We start from the raw sequence: 15941 nt of genomic DNA on the forward strand, positions 1-15941 counted from the left end.
GTCCGGGGGGTGGGTGGGGCTGTCATCCGCCCTCCTCTCCTGAGGGACCGGGGGCGGCGCGAGGGCCGCCCCCGGTCGGGTGCGGGCGGTGGGTCAGTACTGGCGTCCGGGCAGGGCGGCCGCGGCCTGGTCCTGCGTGAAGACGCCCTCCTCCACCTCGACCCGTCGCGGGACGGTCTCCCCCGCCGCGACCTTCTTGACGAGTTCCATGAGCTGGTCGCCGAGGAGCGGGTTGCACTCGACCACCACGTTGATCTTCTTCTCCTGCATGGCGACGAAGGCGTCCTTGATGCCGTCGACGGAGATCACCTTGATGTCGGTGCCCGGCTTCTTGCCCGCCTCCTCGATGGCCTGGATGGCGCCGAGGGCCATGTCGTCGTTGTGGGCGTACAGGACGTCGATGTCCTTGTGGGACTTGAGGAACGCCTGCATGACCTCCTTGCCCTTGGCGCGGGTGAAGTCGCCGGTCTGGGAGGCGATGACCTTGAACTTGGGGTCGCCCTTGATGGCCTCGGCGAAGCCGGCCTTGCGGTCGTTGGCGGGGGCGGAGCCGGTGGTGCCCTGGAGCTCGACGACGTTGACGGGGTCGGAGGTGCCCTCGTACTCCTTCACGAGCCACTTGCCGGCCTCCTGGCCCTCCTTGACGAAGTCGGAGCCGAGGAAGGTCTGGTAGAGGGAGGTGTCCTGCGAGTCGACGGCGCGGTCGGTGAGGATCACCGGGATGCCGGCGTTCTTGGCCTCCTTCAGGACGGTGTCCCAGCCGGACTCCACCACCGGCGAGAAGGCGATGACGTCCACCTTCTGCTGGATGAAGGTGCGGATCGCCTTGATCTGGTTCTCCTGCTTCTGCTGGGCGTCGGAGAACTTCAGCGTGATGCCGGCCTTCTCGGCGGACTCGCGCACGGACTTGGTGTTGGCGGTGCGCCAGCCGCTCTCGGCTCCCACCTGGGCGAACCCGAGCACCAGCTTGCCGTCGGAGGAGCCCTTGCCGGCACCGCCGGTGGTGCCGGTGGGCGCGGGCTCGGTGGTGCAGGCGGTCAGCACACCAGCGGCCAGGACGGCGGCGGTGATGACGCGGAGGGCTCTGTGGGCCATGTCGTGGTTCCTCTCGGGGACGTGCGTCGTACCAGGCGGAGCCCTGAAGGGGTCGGACCCGGCGAAGGCAGGGCTGCGCAGCGGTGGTTGACCGGGCAGGGGCAGGGTGAGACGTCGACCCCCGGCGATCGGTGAGCTGGCGAACGCGACACATTGTGAGCGCTAACAGACTCGTAACTCAAGGGCTTGTACGGGAGTTACCCGTTCTTGATACGCGAGTCCGCGACGGCGGTCGGGAGTATCAGCCCCACAGTTGTGAGCGTTAACACTCACCCTCACAGGAGCACGGCGACCCCCGAGAGTCCACGGGGCGAAGACCGTTGACACCCTCCACCGCGCTTCGTATCGTCGCGACACGATTTCGGACACCGCCCGAGATTTCGAACGACGGGAGTGCCTCATGCGTTCCGCCCGGTCCGGCGCCCGAGACGGCTCGCGGTGAGCCCTCAGGGGAAGGCCGTCGTCCTCGACGCTCCCGGTTCGTGCCGCCTCGTAGAGCACGTGCCCCGGCGGCCGGGGCCCGGTGAGGCGCAGGTGCGGGTGCACGCCGTCGGGACGTGCGGGAGCGACCTCGACGCCTATCTGGGCCGCCGCCCCGCCCCGTACGTGCGCTACCCGCTCACCCCCGGCCACGAGTGGTCCGGCACCGTCACCGCCGTGGGAGAGGGCGCGCCCGCTTCCCTGGTCGGCCGCAAGGTCGTGGGCGAAGGGCTGCGGAACTGCGAGAGCTGCGCGCCCTGCCGCGCCGGCGAGACCGACCTGTGCGCCGCCGGCTACGAGGAGACCGGGTTCACCCGTCCCGGTGCGATGGCCCCGACGCTGACGCTCCCCGCCCGCCTGCTGCACACCCTGCCGCCGGACACCGACCTCACCGCCGCCGCGCTCCTCGAACCCGCCGCCCGCGCGGCCGCCGCCGTCCTCAAGGCGAGCCCCCTGCCCGGGTCGCGGGTGGCCGTCATCGGCTCCGGCGCACTCGGCCTGCTCGCCTCGCAGCTCCTCGGCGCCTTCTCGCCGGGCCGGCTGACGGTCGTCGGTACGCACCCCGGCCGAGCCGGCCTGGCCGACCGCTTCGGGGCCACCGCCTACCGCACCTGGGACCGCTCCTCCGATCTCACGGACCTCGACGTCGTGATCGACGCCGTGGGCGGGGCGTCGACCGCGCGCGCCGCGACGTCCCTGCTGCGGCCGGGCGGACGCCTGGTGCTCACCGGCATCCCGGTCCACGGGGCGGAACGGCTCGACCCCGCCCACGTCGTCGCCCGGCAGCTGTCGATCGGAACCGCCTTCGGAGCCTCCTCCGGCGCCTGGTCCTACGCCGTGCGCGCCTTCACCCTGGCACGGCTGACACCGCTCGAACTCCTCACCCACGAGCTGGGCGTCGCGGAGTTCGAGCGGGCCATGGACCTCATGGCCGGCGGCGACCCAGGCGTCGGCAGGGTCCTGCTCCGCCCCTAGCGGACCACTGACTCAGAGCCCCGGGATCGCGTTCGCGGCGATGGCCCTGGCGTACCAGCGGGCGCTGCGCTTCGGGGTGCGCAGCTGGGTGGCGTAGTCGACGTGGACGGCGCCGAAGCGCTTCTCGTATCCGTAGGCCCACTCGAAGTTGTCGAGCAGGGACCAGAGGAAGTAGCCGCGTACGTCGGCGCCGTCGGCGATGGCACGGTGGACGGCCGCGAGGTGCTGGTGGAGGTAGTCGATCCGGTCGTGGTCGTGGATCCGGCCGTCCGCCGCGGGGACGTCGCGGAAGGCCGCGCCGTTCTCGGTGACCGCCAGCGGGAGGCCGGGGTGGGCGCGGGAGACGGCGGTCAGGAGGTCGTACAGGCCGGTGGGGTCGATGGCCCAGTCCATGTCCGTGGTGTCGCCGGGCGGGCGGTGGAACTGGACGTGCTCGGAGCCGGGCCACGGCGAGTGGTCGCTCTCGCCGTGGGAGTGGTCGGCCGCGGCCGTTCCGGATCCGGGGGCGGAGACGACGGCGGGCGTGTAGTAGTTGATGCCCAGGAGGTCGATGGGGGCGCCGATGGCGGCCTCGTCGCCGGGCCTGACGAGGGCGTCCCAGTCGACGACGTGGGCGGTGTCGGCGAGGAGGTCGTCCGGGTAGCCGCCGGAGAGCATCGGGCCGGTGAAGACGCGGTTGGCGACGGCGTCGATGCGGCGGGCCGCGTCGAGGTCGGCGGGGTCCGCGGTCAGCGGGCGGACGTGGTGGAGGTTGAGGGAGACCGCGACCCGGGCGTGGCCCGGCAGGGCCGCGCGCAGGGCGGCGGTGGCGCGGCCGTGGCCGAGGTTGAGGTGGTGCGCCGCGCGCAGGGCGAGGGCGGGGTCGGTGCGGCCGGGCGCGTGGACGCCGGAGCCGTAGCCGAGGAAGGCGGAGCACCAGGGCTCGTTGAGCGTGGTCCACAGGGCGACCCGGTCGCCCAGGGCGTCGGCGGCCAGGGCCGCGTACTCGCCGAAGCGTTCGGCGGTCTCGCGCACCGTCCAGCCGCCCCCCGCGGCGGAGCCGCTCGTGTCTCCAGTCTCCAGCGCCTGGGGAAGGTCCCAGTGGTAGAGGGTGGCGACGGGCTGGACGCCGGCGTCGAGCAGTTCGTCGACGAGCCGGCTGTAGAAGTCGAGGCCGGCGGCGTTGGCGGGGCCGCGGCCGCCGGGCTGGATGCGCGGCCAGGCCAGGGAGAAGCGGTACGCCTGGAGGCCGAGGTGGGACATCAGGGTGACGTCGGTGCGGTAGCGGTGGTAGTGGTCGCAGGCGATGTCACCGGTGTCGCCGTTGGCGACCTTGCCGGGGGTGTGGGAGAAGGTGTCCCAGATGGAGGGGGTGCGGCCGTCCTCGGCGACGGCGCCCTCGATCTGGTAGGCGGCGGTGGCCGCGCCCCACAGGAAGCCGGGCGGGAACCGCAGCCGGTCGACGGCCGTGGTGGCGGGGGCGGTGACGGGGGTTGCGGACATGGCGGGGTCTCCCTTTGACGGAGGGTGCGTGGACGAGGAGGGAAGGCGGTCAGCCCTTGATGGCGCCCTGGGTGATGCCGCCGACGATGTGCCGGCCGAAGAGGGCGAAGACCAGCAGGAGCGGCAGGGTGCCCATGAGCGCTCCGGCGGTGATGACGGACCAGTCGGTCGACCAGCCGGTGCCCAGTCCGGCGAGGGCGACCTGGACGGTGGGGTTGGTGGAGCCGTTCATGACGATGATCGGCCAGAGGAAGTCGTTCCAGGACTGGACGAAGGTCAGCATGCCCAGGACCGCCATCGCCGGGCGGGCGACGGGGAAGACGACGTGCCAGATGACGCGCAGCGAGTTGGCGCCGTCGACCCGGGCGGCCTCCAGGAGTTCCGTGGGCAGCGCCTGGGAGAGGAACTGGCGCATGAAGAACACGCCGAAGGCGGTGACCAGGACGGGCAGGATCAGCGCCCCGAGGTGGTTGGCGAGCCCCAGGTTCTTGGTGAGGATGAACAGGGGCACGACGCTGAGCTGCGCGGGCACGGCGAGGGTGGACAGCACCAGGCCGAGCATGACCTTCTTGCCGCGGAAGCGGAGTTTGGCGAAGGCGAAGCCCGCGAGCACGGAGAAGGTCACCGTGCTGACCGTGACGGCGCCGGCCACCAGCGTGGAGTTGAGCAGGGCGACGCCCATGCCGCGCCCGCCGGCGTTGTGCCAGACGTAGCTCATGTTCTCGAAGAGGTTGCCGCCGGGCAGCAGCGGCGGCGGGCTGGAGACGACCGCGTGGCTGTCGGTGGAGGCGGCGACCAGCGTCCAGTACAGCGGGAACAGCGAGGCCAGGGCGGCGAGTCCGAGGACGACCTGCGCGAGTCGCCCGGCCCGGTGCTGGCCGCCGGCGCTGCCGGCTCGGCCGGACGGTCGCGTCGCCGTCCGGCGGGGGCGGTCGGATACGGGGGCGGTGGTGGTCATGTGGTACTCCACGTCACTGTGAGGCGCGCAGGCGGCGGGTGATCAGCGCGTTGACGAGCCCGATGAGCAGCAGCAGGCCGAACATGATCCAGGCGACCGCGCTGGCGCGCCCGAGCATGCTGGAGTGGAAGCCCTGGTCGTACATGAGGATGCCGAGGGTCTCGTACTGGTGGTCGGTGCCGCCCTGGTGGCCGCTCTGGCCGCCGAACAGGTAGGGCTCGCCGAAGAGCTGGGTGGCCCCGATGGTCGAGACGATCACCGTGAAGAGGATCGTCGGCCGCAGGGCGGGGATCGTGACGTGCAGGAACTGCTGCCAGCGGTTGGCGCCGTCCAGGGCGGCGGCCTCGTACAGTTCGCGCGGCACGGCCTGCATGGCGGCGAGGTAGATGAGGGCGTTGTAGCCGGTCCAGCGCCAGGTGACGATGGTGGAGATCGCGAACTGCGAGCTCCAGCGGCCGGCCTCCCAGTGCACGGGTCCGGCGCCGAACAGGCCGAGGAACCAGTTGGCCATGCCGCCCTCGGGGCTGAAGATCAGGGCGAAGACGAGGGTGGCGGCGGCGACGGACGTCGCGTACGGGGCGAGGAGTGCCGTGCGCAGGAATCCGCGGGCGCGCAGCCGGTAGTTGAGCAGGTGGGCGAGGCCCAGCGCCATCAGCAGCTGCGGGACGGTGGACAGGACGCCGAGGGTGAAGGTGTTGAGGAGGGCGTTCCAGAAGTAGTGGCTGACCTGGCCGGTGAACAGGTCCGCGTAGTTGCGCAGGCCGACCCATTCGGCGCGGTCGACGTTGTACAGGCTCACCCGGTGGAAGGAGAGCCATCCCGTGTAGAGCAGCGGGAAGAGGCCGAAGGCGGCGAAGACGAGGAAGAAGGGGGCGACGAGGGCGTACGGGGTGCCCTTGGTGTCCCAGCGGTGCAGGCGGCTGCGCCAGGCCGAGGTCCGGGCGGGACGGGGCGGGGGCGGCGGGGTGGGCTGCCGGCCTGTGGGGCCGTTGCGGCTGGGTGCGGTCGTGGAGGCCACGGGCGGTTCCTTCGGTGGTGACGGCCGGTGCGGCGGTACGGGGGTGGGGGCGGCCGGCTCCCCTGTGGCCGGCCGCCCCCTCCCTCGCGACGGCGGCCGGGGAGAGGCGGGCGAGGCGGGGAGCGTTACTGGATGGTGCTGTCGACCTCGCGCACCGTGGCGTCCCACGCCTCGGCCGGGCTCTTGCCGTTCTGCTCCATGAGCTGGACGCCGGTGCCGAACGCGCCCGACAGGTCCTGCGCGTGCGGGCCGATCTCGGCGGGCTTGATGGCCTGGGCGGCGGTGGAGAAGATCTTTCCGGTGGCGGCGCCGGGGCCGATGTAGGGGTTCTTGTAGTCCACGACGCCCGGCAGGTCGTAGGCGGCCTGGTTGGCGGGGATGTTGCCGACCTTCTGGAAGACCTTCGCCTGCTGCTCGGGCGCGGTGAGCCAGGCGACGAGCTTCCTGGCCTCCTCGACGTGCTTGCCGGAGGCGGGCACGGCCAGGAAGGAGCCGCCCCAGTTTCCGGCGGCCGGGGGCTGGGCGATGTTCCACTTGCCCTTGTTGGCGGGGCCGGAGAACTGCTGGATGTTGGCCTGCTGCCAGGAGGGGCAGACGGTGGTGGCGAAGGTGGACTTGGAGAACGCGGTCTGCCAGGGGGTGTCGAACATCTTCAGGCCCTGGCTGGTCTTGCTCTGGACGGCCTTGACGGCCAGGTCCCAGGCGGTCCGGACGCTGGGCGAGTCCTTGTAGGCGAGCTTGCCGTCCTTGTAGTACTGGACGGGGCTGCTGGAGACGACGGCGTTGAACAGTCCGGTGGCGCTGTCCATGAAGTAGGTGCCCTTGGGCGCCTTGGCCTGGTACCGCTTGCCCGTCTCGACGAACTTCGCCCAGTCGCCGGCCCACAGCCGGCCGACCGACTCGGGGTCGGAGGGCAGGCCCGCGGCCTTGAACAGGTCCTGGCGGTAGCAGATGGCCATCGGGCCGACGTCGGTGCCCAGACCGATCGTCCTGCCGTCCCGGGTGGTGGCCTGGTCCCACTTCCAGGGCAGGTAGTTCTTCTTCTCGACGCCGGGGGCGTCGGACAGGTCGGCGAAGGCGTCGGCGAGGTCCTCGGAGGTGGCGAGGGATATGCGGCCGACCTCCAGGGCCTGGACGTCGTCGAGGCCGCCGCCGGACAGGCGGGTCTGCAGGGCGGTCCAGTAGTTGCCCTCGACGGTCGTCGGGTTCTCCTTGATGGTGATCCCCGGGTGCGCCTTCATGTAGGCGTCGTACAGGCCGGCCTCCTTGTAGCCGAAGGTCCCGAAGGTGCCGACGGTCAGGGTGATCTTCCCGTCGGCGGCGGCGGATCCGCCGTCGGAGGACGAGCAGCCGGCGAGGACGAGCGCGAGCGCCGCCGCGGAGGAGGCGAGAACGGCGGAGCGGACACGGGCGCGCTGCACGGTCGGGCGGGACATGGCATCTCCTCGATGCGTCAGGGAGGGGTGGGGGTTACGCCGGCGGCTCGCCCGGAGGGCGGGTGACCGGCGCGGGATGAAGGGGCCTTCGAAGGCCGGGGAGAGGCCACGCTGTCGGGGCTGAATCCCGGTTTGGGAGCGCTCCCAAACGGTGGCGTCGAAACCCTGCCGCCCCCTTGACGGTCTGTCAAGGCGGTCGGCCGGGGGCGGGCGTCGCGCGCGGATCGGCGCACGGCGGAACCCGGACGGGCACAGGCGGCGGGCGGAGGCGGCGGGCCGGGAGGCCCGCCGCGACGTGCCCCGTCAGGCGCTGGCGCGCACCACCATGCGGGTCGGGAGGATCAGCGGGGTGGGGTCCTGTCCGCCGAGGAGCGCGACGAGCATGCGCGCCATCTCGCGGCCGAGACCCTCTATGGGCTGGTGCACCGTGGTCAGCGGCGGATCGGCGATCCGGGCCACGGCCAGGTCGTCGAAGCCGATCACGGCGAGGTCGTCGGGGACGCGGCGGCCGGCCGCGCGCAGGGTGCGCAGCGCCCCCACGCCCATGTTGTCGCTGGCGGCGAAGACCCCGTCCAGGTCCGGATGACGTGCCAGCAGCTCGTCCATGGCCTCCGCCCCGCTGGCCTCGGTGAAGTCGCCGGCCCGCGGCGGATACGGCTCCAGGCCCGCCGCCAGCATCGCATCCCGGTAGCCGCGGTGACGGGCGCGCCCCACCTCGGTGTCAAGGCGCCCGCAGATCGTGGCGACGCGGGTCCGGCCGAGCGAGATCAGGTGCTCGGTCGCCGCGCGCGCTCCGCCGACGTTGTCGACGTCCACGTACCACCGGGGGTCTAAACCGACCGGGCGCCCGCCGAACACGACGGGCATCTCCGCCTCCTGCGCCATGCGGGCCAGTGGATCGTCCTCGCGCAGCGCCATGAGCATCACGCCGTCGGCCCCCTTGGACCGGAGCAGTTGCTCCACGCGCCTGCGCCCCCGGTCGGAGGCGGCCAGACACAGCATCAGATGCAGGTCGGCGTCCTCCAGGGCCGCCGAGGCCCCCACGATCACCTGGGCGAAGAACGGATCCGCGAAGATCGACGGATCCTCCCCCGAGACGACCAGGGCGGCCGCGCCGGTCTGACGGGTCGCCAGCGCCCGGGCGGTCGGGTTCGGTACGTATCCGAGGCGGTGGACGGCCCGTTCGACCGCCTCGCGTTTGGCGCGGCTGACGTGCGGAGCGTTGTTGAGCACACGCGAGGCCACCGACCGTGAGACTCCGGCCAGTTCGGCCACCTCGTCGAGGGTCGACTGCCGGCGCGGCACCTCTTCGGCCATGATCCGCCTTCCTGTCGCGGCCTGAACGCCTGGAAGGCTGGAAGCGCTTCCAGTTCCAGGACTGTAAAGGGTGATCGCCGTCATGTGAAGTGTCGGTTACACGAGGCCACTTGACAGTGACGATCAGCGGAACACACGATACGGCCACGCCCCGGACATGCAGACCGAGGACTGGAACCGCTTCCAGTGGGAGCGCTTCCAAGGATCTCCGCACGTCCGAGGCGTGCTGGTGTCCCCCGAGGTCGGAGCCACCGCCACACCGGGGACCTCGTACCACCGCACTTCCTCAGTGCGCCGCACGCTCGGGACGAGAGCGCGCGGCGCGTCCGCCGCCAGGAAACCGAGGTACAGCCATGCGCCGCCGAATCCGCGCCCTCGTCGCAGCCCTTGCCGCGCTGCCGTTGGCGCTCACCCTCGCCCCGTCCGCCCACGCGGCGGACCCCACGACCATGACCAGCGGGTTCTACGTGGACCCGGACTCCAGCGCGAAGAAGTGGGTCGCCGCCAACTCCGGCGACGGCCGCGCCCCCGCGATCAACACCTCCCTCGCCAACACGCCGATGGCCCGCTGGTTCGGCTCCTGGAGCGGCACGATCGGCACCGCGACGGGCGCGTACGTCGGCGCGGCCGACTCCCGCGACAAGCTGCCCATCCTGGTCGCGTACAACATCTACCTCCGCGACTCGTGCGGCGGGCACTCCGGCGGCGGGGCCTCCTCGGCCTCCGCCTACGCGACCTGGATCGCGCAGTTCGCCGGCGGGATCGCCAACCGCCCGGCCGTCGTCCTCCTCGAACCCGACTCCCTCGCGGACTACGGCTGCCTGAACCAGACCCAGATCCGCGAACGCCAGGGCATGATCAGCGGCGCCGTCGCGGAGTTCAACCGCCAGGCCCCCAACACCTGGGTCTACCTCGACGCCGGCAACCCCGGCTGGATCAGCGCGGCGGCGATGGCCCAGCGTCTCCACGAGGCCGGGCTCCGGCAGGCGCACGGCTTCTCCCTCAACATCTCGAACTACTACACCACCGCCCAGAACACCGCCTACGGCAACGCCGTCAACGGCGAACTGGCCGCCCGCTACGGCTACACCAAGCCGTTCGTCGTCGACACCAGCCGCAACGGCAACGGCTCCAACGGCGAGTGGTGCAACGCGGCCGGCCGCCGCATCGGCACGCCACCCGACTGGGCGGCGGCGCCGAGATGCTGCTGTGGATCAAGGCCCCGGGCGAGTCCGACGGCAACTGCGGCGTCGGGACCGGCTCCACGGCCGGCCAGTTTCTGCCGGAGGTCGCCTACAAGATGATCTACGGCTACTGACATCCGACTCCTGTGGCCCGGACTCCGCCGCCCCGCGACCGGGCCACAGGCTCCACCACCCCCGCCCCCGCCCCTCCGACCAGGAGCCCCCATGAAGCCACGCACCCTACGGCGCCGTGCGACCGCCGCCCTCGCGGCACTCGCGGCCTGCGCCGCCCTCACCGCGACGCAGGGACAGGCGCAGGCCGCGCCCGCCACGGACCCGCTCACCCCGGCCACGAAGTTCTACGTGGACCCGCACAGCAAGGCCGCCAGGCAGGCGCTCACCGACCTCGGGAACGGCGACCTCACGAACGCCGTGAACATGGCCCGGCTCGCGAGCTGGCCGCAGGCCGAGTGGTTCACCGAGGGCACGCCGGACGAGGTCCGGGCCAAGGTGAGGGGCCTCGTCCGCGAGGCCCGGGTGGTGAACCGCACCCCCGTCCTGGTCGCCTACAACGTCCCGGGCCGCGACTGCTCCCAGTACTCCAGCGGCGGCGCCGCGTCCTCCGCCGCCTACCGGCAGTGGATCGACGCCTTCGCCGCCGGCATCGGCGACAGCAAGGCCGTCGTCGTGGTCGAGCCCGACGGCCTGGCGCTCCTCCCGAACGACTGCGGACCGGACGTCGACCCGACCGGCGAGCTCACCGCGACCCGCGTCGCCGACCTCGCCTACGCCGTCAGGACCCTCAAGTCCCAGGCCCGCACCGCGGTCTACCTCGACGCGGGCAACGTCCTGTGGCGGCCCGTCGGCGAGATGGCGCGGCGCCTGCTCGACGCCGGCGTCCAGGACAGCGACGGCTTCGCCCTCAACGTCTCCAACACCCACCCGACCGACCACAACGCGCGTTACGGCACCTGGATCGCCAAGTGCATGTGGTACGCCACCGAGGGCCCCGAGCACGCCCGCGGCCACACCGACTGGTGCGCCACCCAGTACTACTCGGCCGCCGCGCCCAACGACGGCGCCTCGGGCAACGCGGTCGACTCCGCCGACCCGGCCACCTGGCGCTGGACCGACGCCTGGTACGACCAGGCCATGGGGAACCCGCCCGCCGACGCGCTGGAGCACTTCGTCATCGACACCAGCCGCAACGGCCTGGGCGCCTGGACCCCCGAGCCCGGCAAGTACACCGGCGACCCGGAGATCTGGTGCAACGCGCCCGGCCGCGGCCTCGGCCCGCGCCCGACCGCCGACACCGGTGTCCCGCTCGTCGACGCCTACCTGTGGATCAAGATCCCCGGCGAGTCCGACGGCAGCTGCACGCGCAACACCGGCGGCACGATCGACCCCGAGTACGGCATCGTCGACCCGCCGGCGGGCACCTGGTGGCCCGAGCAGGCCCACACCCTGGCCCGCAACGCGGCACCGCGGCTGACCTTCAACCGCTGACGCCCGCTCCCGCCCCCGTCCGGCCCCGGGCAGGCTCTCGCCCGGGGCCGGAGCACCCGTCGTACCGTCTCGCCCTCCGCGAGCGGGCCGGGCGGCCGCCTTCTCGCCGTCGTCGTCGCGACCGTTGACGGTGGACGGCGGGCGTCACTAACCTCCGTTGCTTGGGAGCGCTCCCACGTCCCCTGTGTCGCACGGAGGCCGAGCCTTCCGGGGAGCTCCGCTCCCCACCGGCTCGCGCGCCACCCCGCCCCGTCCCGCCGACGCCCCACGACATCCCGCAGGAGCCGCACATGCCCCCCGCCATGACCTCGTTACCCGCCGCGCTCCTCACGGGCGCGCTCCTCCTCGGCGGCCTCGCGGCCGCACCGGCCGCCCCGGGCGCGTCCGCCACGACCGCGGCGGCGACCTCGGCCGTGCGCGTCAACCAGGTCGGCTACCTGCCCGACGGACCGAAGCGCGCCACCGTCGTCACCACGGCGAGCCAGGCGCTCGCCTGGCAGCTGCGGAACGCCTCCGGCACGGTGGTCGCCTCCGGATCGACCGTTCCACGCGGCGCGGACGCCCCCTCCGGGCAGTCCGTCCAGGTGGCCGACTTCTCCGCGCACCGGGCGACCGGCAGCGGATACGTCCTGACCGTGGACGGCAGCAGCAGCGCGCCCTTCGACATCCGCACGGACCTCTACGACGCGCTGCGCTCCGACTCCATGGCCTTCTTCCACCACCAGCGCAGCGGTATCGCGATCGACGCCTCCCTGGTGGGTTCCGCCTACGCCCGCCCGGCCGGACACCTGGGCGTCGCGCCCAACAAGGGCGACGTCTCCGTCCCCTGCCAGGCCGGCGTGTGCGACTACACGCAGGACGTGCGGGGCGGCTGGTACGACGCCGGCGACCACGGCAAGTACGTGGTCAACGGCGGCCTCTCCACCTGGCTGCTCGTCAACTCCTTCGAGCGGGCCGAGCGGGCGGGCAAGGAGGCGGCGCTGGGCGACTCCACCCTGCGCGTCCCCGAGCGCGGCAACGGCGTGCCCGACGTCCTCGACGAAGCGCGCTGGGAGCTCGACTTCCTCATGCGGATGCAGGTGCCCGACGGCAAGCCGTTCGCGGGCATGGCCTTCCACAAGATCCACGACGCGGCCTGGACCGGCATGCCGATGCGTCCCGAACAGGACCCCCAGCCGCGCGAACTGCACCGCCCGTCCACGGCGGCCACCCTCAACCTGGCGGCCGCCGCCGCGCAGTGCGCCCGGGTCATCCGGCCGTACGACGCCGGCTACGCCGACCGCTGTCTGGCGTCGGCCCGCCGTGCCTGGACCGCCGCGAAGGCCAACCCGGCGATGTACGCGCCGGCTTCGGACAGCACGGGCGGCGGCGCCTACGAGGACGCGCGGGTCACGGACGAGTTCTACTGGGCGGCCGCCGAGCTGTACGCGGCGACCGGCGAGAGCGCCTACCGGGACGCGGTCACCTCCTCGTCCTGGCACACCTCCGCCGACGCCTTCAGCCCGTACGGCTTCGGCTGGGCGGACACCGCCGCGCTCGGCCGGCTCGTCCTGGCCACCGTCCCGACCGGGCTGCCCGCCGCCGACACGGCCCGGATCCGCTCCTCGGTGACCGCCGCGGCCGACGGCTACCTCGCCAGGATGGCCGCCCAGGGATACGCCGTCCCCGTGCCCGCGGACGGCTACTTCTGGGGATCGAACGGCGAGGTCGCCAACGACGCGATCGTCATGGCGGTCGCCGGCGAGCTGACGGGCGACGCGCGCTACCGCGCCGGCGCCCTGGAGACCATGGACTACCTGCTGGGACGCAACGCCCTGGGCCTGTCCTACGTCACCGGCCACGGCGAGACGTCCGCGCAGAACCAGCACCACCGCTTCTGGGCGCACCAGCTGGACGCCTCGCTGCCCCACCCGCCGGCCGGCTCGCTGGCGGGCGGCCCCAACAGCGCGCTCCAGGACCCGGTGGCCCAGGAGCGGCTGCGCGGCTGCGCCCCCGCGGCCTGCTACATCGACCACATCGACTCGTACTCGACCAACGAAGTGGCGGTCAACTGGAACGCCCCCCTGGCCTGGCTCGCCGCCTACGCCGCCGAGCGGACCTCCGACGGCGGCGGCGAACCGCCCGCCGCCGCCTGCGCGGTGACGTACACCGTGACCAACTCGTGGAACACCGGCTTCACCGCGAACGTCACCGTCAGGAACACCGGCCCGACGGCCGTGGACGGCTGGCAGCTGGCCTGGACCCACCCGGCCGGCCAGACCGTCACGAGCGCGTGGAACGCCACCGTCACCCAGAGCGGCACGGCCGTCAGCGCCCGCAACACCGACTGGAACCGGACGATCGCCCCCGGCGCGACCGTGAGCTTCGGAGTCCAGGGGACCCACACCGGCTCGACCTCCTCCCCCACGGCCTTCACGCTCAACGCGGGCGCCTGCGCCTGAACCCGGCCGGCCCGGCTCCCCCTCGCGCGGGGAGCCGGGCCCTGCGCGTTCCGGCCGGATCGGCCGGGCGGTCCGCTGGCGTGATCTCCACCCCGCGTTGTTGACCGTCCTCACACCGGGCCCGAAGCTCTCACCTGACCCGCACAACCGACACGTCGTCACCACGACCGCGTGGCGGCGGGCCGCCCGGTTCCCCGTCTCCGTAAGGACCTTCGATGCGCCGTATCGCCGCACTGTTAGCCACCGCCCTGCTCACGGGAGCCGCCGCGCTCTCCGCGCCCGCCGCGAGCGCGGCCGAGAGCCCCGCCGTCACCGCGCGGTCCGCGGCGACGACCGTCCCGGGCCCCGGCGGCGTCGGCAGCTGCACCTCGGGCGGCATGTCCGCCACCTGCACCGGCCTCGACCCGATGCAGACCTGGACCGTCGGCGGCACGTGCATGGCGTGGGACTTCACCACCAACTCGTACGTCTTCTCGCCGGCGTGGAGCAGCTGGGTCGCCGGCGACGGCACCCACTCGGCGAGCTGCTTCGGCACGAGCACGTGGTGGGCGGGCGGCGTCTCGTTCGGGTCCGCCGTCCCGCCCGGCCCGGTCGGGCAGGTCACCGGCCTCGGGGGCAAGTGCCTGGACGTGCGCGGCGGCAGCATGGCCAACAAGACGCCCACGCAGATCTGGGACTGTCTCGGCAACGTCAACCAGCGGTGGAAGATCGGCACCGACGGCACCCTCCGCGCCGTCGGCGTGTGCCTGGACATCTGGAACGGCCGGACCGACAACGGCACCCAGGTGCACACCGGCCCCTGCAACGGCAACATCGCCCAGCAGTGGTGGGTCCGGAGCGACGGAGCGATCGTCAACACGAAGTCCGGCCGCTGCCTGGACATCCGGGGCTACGACACCACCAACGGCAACGTCGTGCAGATCTGGGACTGCAACGCCACCTCGAACCAGCTCTGGAACCTGCCCGTCTGACTAGGACGCCAGCCGCCGGAACAGCTCGCGGATCTCGTCCTGGTCCGCGACCAGCGGCAGCGTGTCGAAGTACAGCTCCCACTCCCCGCCCGGGCCGAAGCGCTCCACGATCCCGAAGGGGACGCCGGTCCGGGTCGCGGTGCCGTCGTGCACGGTGGCGGTGCCGTGCCACTCCACATACGTCGTGGTGGCGCCGACGGCGACCTGCCCGGCCCGCAGCCGCAGGTCGGCCGCGGAGAACAGCCGCTCCAGGTAGGCGCGCCGTCCGGCGTCGGTGGCGAGCGGGGCGGCGAGGCCGGGGCCCGCGAGGCGGGCGCCGGGCAGGCGGCCGAGGAGGGCGCCGGTGTCCCCGGCGTTCCAGGCGGCGAGGCGGGCGGGGACCTCGCCCGCCCGGAAGCGGGGGGCGGCGGGCGCGGCGGCCGGGGCCCGGTGCCGGAGTCGGCGACGCCGGCGAAGAGGGCCGGGGGCGCGGTGTCGGGCAGCGTGTCCTGGAAGAGGACGGCGCGGTCGTAGTAGCGGCGGGCCTGGATCGTGCGGCCGTCGTCGCCGAGGACGTTCCGGGCGATCTGCGGGTAGACGACGGTACGGCCCTTGAGGGTGACCTCGTTGCGCTGGCCGAAGACGACGGTGCTGCCGTCGGCGACCACGTCGGTGCCTTCGTAGCTGAGGCTCGGGACGAGGCGCAGGGAGTTCGCGATGGAGGCGCCGATGACGGCGGGGCCGCGCTGCGCGGCGGAGCCGGCCTCCCAGAGGGAGGCGTCGGGGTCGAAGATGTCGAGGTAGGCGGCGACCCGGGGGTGGCCGTCCCCGCCGGGGGCGGGCGGGGTGCCGGTGGGCATCTCGCCGAAGGTGATCTGCCGCCGCAGGAAGGCGCAGGTGTTGGGGGTGAGACGCCCTTCGAGCCGCTCCACCCTCGCCCGCGCCTCCGGGCAGTCCGCCTGGCCGGCGGCCACGACCCCGCCGGGCTCCGCCCCCGCGGAAGCGGTGACCACGCTCCCCGCGACCAGCGCCGCCACCACCGCGATGCTCACCGTCGTCCGTCGGCCCGTACCCATGGCTCACCCCTTGTGTGTCTCGT

Annotated in this window: 12 protein-coding genes and 1 pseudogene; 6 read left to right on the top strand and 7 right to left on the bottom strand. The window is 72.9% G+C overall.

The window, feature by feature from the left end; genetic code table 11:
- Positions 1–93: 93 nt before the first annotated feature.
- Positions 94–1095 carry an ABC transporter substrate-binding protein gene (locus tag IF73_RS0103775; protein ID WP_031003377.1) on the bottom strand — a complete coding sequence of 334 codons (1002 nt, stop codon included), beginning with the start codon at positions 1093–1095 and terminating at the stop codon, positions 94–96.
- Between the two features lie 438 nt (positions 1096–1533).
- Here IF73_RS0103775 and IF73_RS0103780 point away from each other — a divergent pair, with 438 nt between their 5' ends.
- Complete coding sequence (locus IF73_RS0103780) at positions 1534–2550, top strand: zinc-dependent alcohol dehydrogenase (RefSeq protein ID WP_031003378.1); 1017 nt, start codon at positions 1534–1536, stop codon at positions 2548–2550.
- 12 nt (positions 2551–2562) lie between these two features.
- Here IF73_RS0103780 and IF73_RS0103785 read toward each other — a convergent pair whose 3' ends face one another.
- From IF73_RS0103785 to IF73_RS0103805, 5 genes are all read right to left on the bottom strand, one after another.
- Positions 2563–4032, bottom strand: coding sequence for a GH1 family beta-glucosidase (locus tag IF73_RS0103785; protein ID WP_031003380.1), 1470 nt, complete (start codon positions 4030–4032; stop codon positions 2563–2565).
- Between the two features lie 49 nt (positions 4033–4081).
- Positions 4082–4990 carry a carbohydrate ABC transporter permease gene (locus IF73_RS0103790; protein ID WP_031003381.1) on the bottom strand — a complete coding sequence of 303 codons (909 nt, stop codon included), beginning with the start codon at positions 4988–4990 and terminating at the stop codon, positions 4082–4084.
- Positions 4991–5003: 13 nt separating this feature from the next.
- The gene (locus IF73_RS0103795) at positions 5004–6008 is read right to left on the bottom strand and encodes a carbohydrate ABC transporter permease (protein WP_051716510.1); all 1005 of its coding nucleotides are present in this window, start codon (positions 6006–6008) and stop codon (positions 5004–5006) included.
- Positions 6009–6133: 125 nt separating this feature from the next.
- The gene (locus tag IF73_RS0103800) at positions 6134–7444 is read right to left on the bottom strand and encodes an extracellular solute-binding protein (protein ID WP_031003384.1); all 1311 of its coding nucleotides are present in this window, start codon (positions 7442–7444) and stop codon (positions 6134–6136) included.
- 303 nt (positions 7445–7747) lie between these two features.
- Positions 7748–8761, bottom strand: a complete 1014-nt coding sequence (locus IF73_RS0103805) for a LacI family DNA-binding transcriptional regulator (RefSeq protein WP_031003385.1) — start codon at positions 8759–8761, stop codon at positions 7748–7750.
- A gap of 353 nt (positions 8762–9114) precedes the next feature.
- Here IF73_RS0103805 and IF73_RS37395 point away from each other — a divergent pair.
- From IF73_RS37395 to IF73_RS38505, 4 genes and pseudogenes are all read left to right on the top strand, one after another.
- Positions 9115–10079: pseudogene (locus tag IF73_RS37395) on the top strand (glycoside hydrolase family 6 protein).
- Positions 10080–10170: 91 nt separating this feature from the next.
- The gene (locus IF73_RS0103815) at positions 10171–11451 is read left to right on the top strand and encodes a glycoside hydrolase family 6 protein (protein ID WP_031003386.1); all 1281 of its coding nucleotides are present in this window, start codon (positions 10171–10173) and stop codon (positions 11449–11451) included.
- Between the two features lie 302 nt (positions 11452–11753).
- On the top strand, positions 11754–13892 hold the full coding sequence (locus tag IF73_RS0103820; protein WP_234338146.1) for a glycoside hydrolase family 9 protein: 2139 nt from the start codon (positions 11754–11756) through the stop codon (positions 13890–13892).
- Positions 13893–14107: 215 nt separating this feature from the next.
- On the top strand, positions 14108–14863 hold the full coding sequence (locus tag IF73_RS38505) for a ricin-type beta-trefoil lectin domain protein (RefSeq protein WP_051716511.1): 756 nt from the start codon (positions 14108–14110) through the stop codon (positions 14861–14863).
- Here the strand turns inward: IF73_RS38505 and IF73_RS40890 are convergent, their stop codons facing one another.
- A complete protein-coding gene (locus IF73_RS40890) occupies positions 14864–15040 on the bottom strand; it encodes a hypothetical protein (RefSeq protein WP_158821907.1) in 177 nt (58 codons plus the stop codon).
- Between IF73_RS40890 and IF73_RS40895 the strand changes: the two genes are divergently transcribed.
- A complete protein-coding gene (locus IF73_RS40895; RefSeq protein WP_158821909.1) occupies positions 15029–15376 on the top strand; it encodes a hypothetical protein in 348 nt (115 codons plus the stop codon). The genes IF73_RS40890 and IF73_RS40895 overlap by 12 nt on opposite strands.
- Positions 15377–15941: the final 565 nt, after the last annotated feature.

This window comes from Streptomyces sp. NRRL F-5727 (assembly GCF_000719555.1).
Classification (GTDB): domain Bacteria; phylum Actinomycetota; class Actinomycetes; order Streptomycetales; family Streptomycetaceae; genus Streptomyces.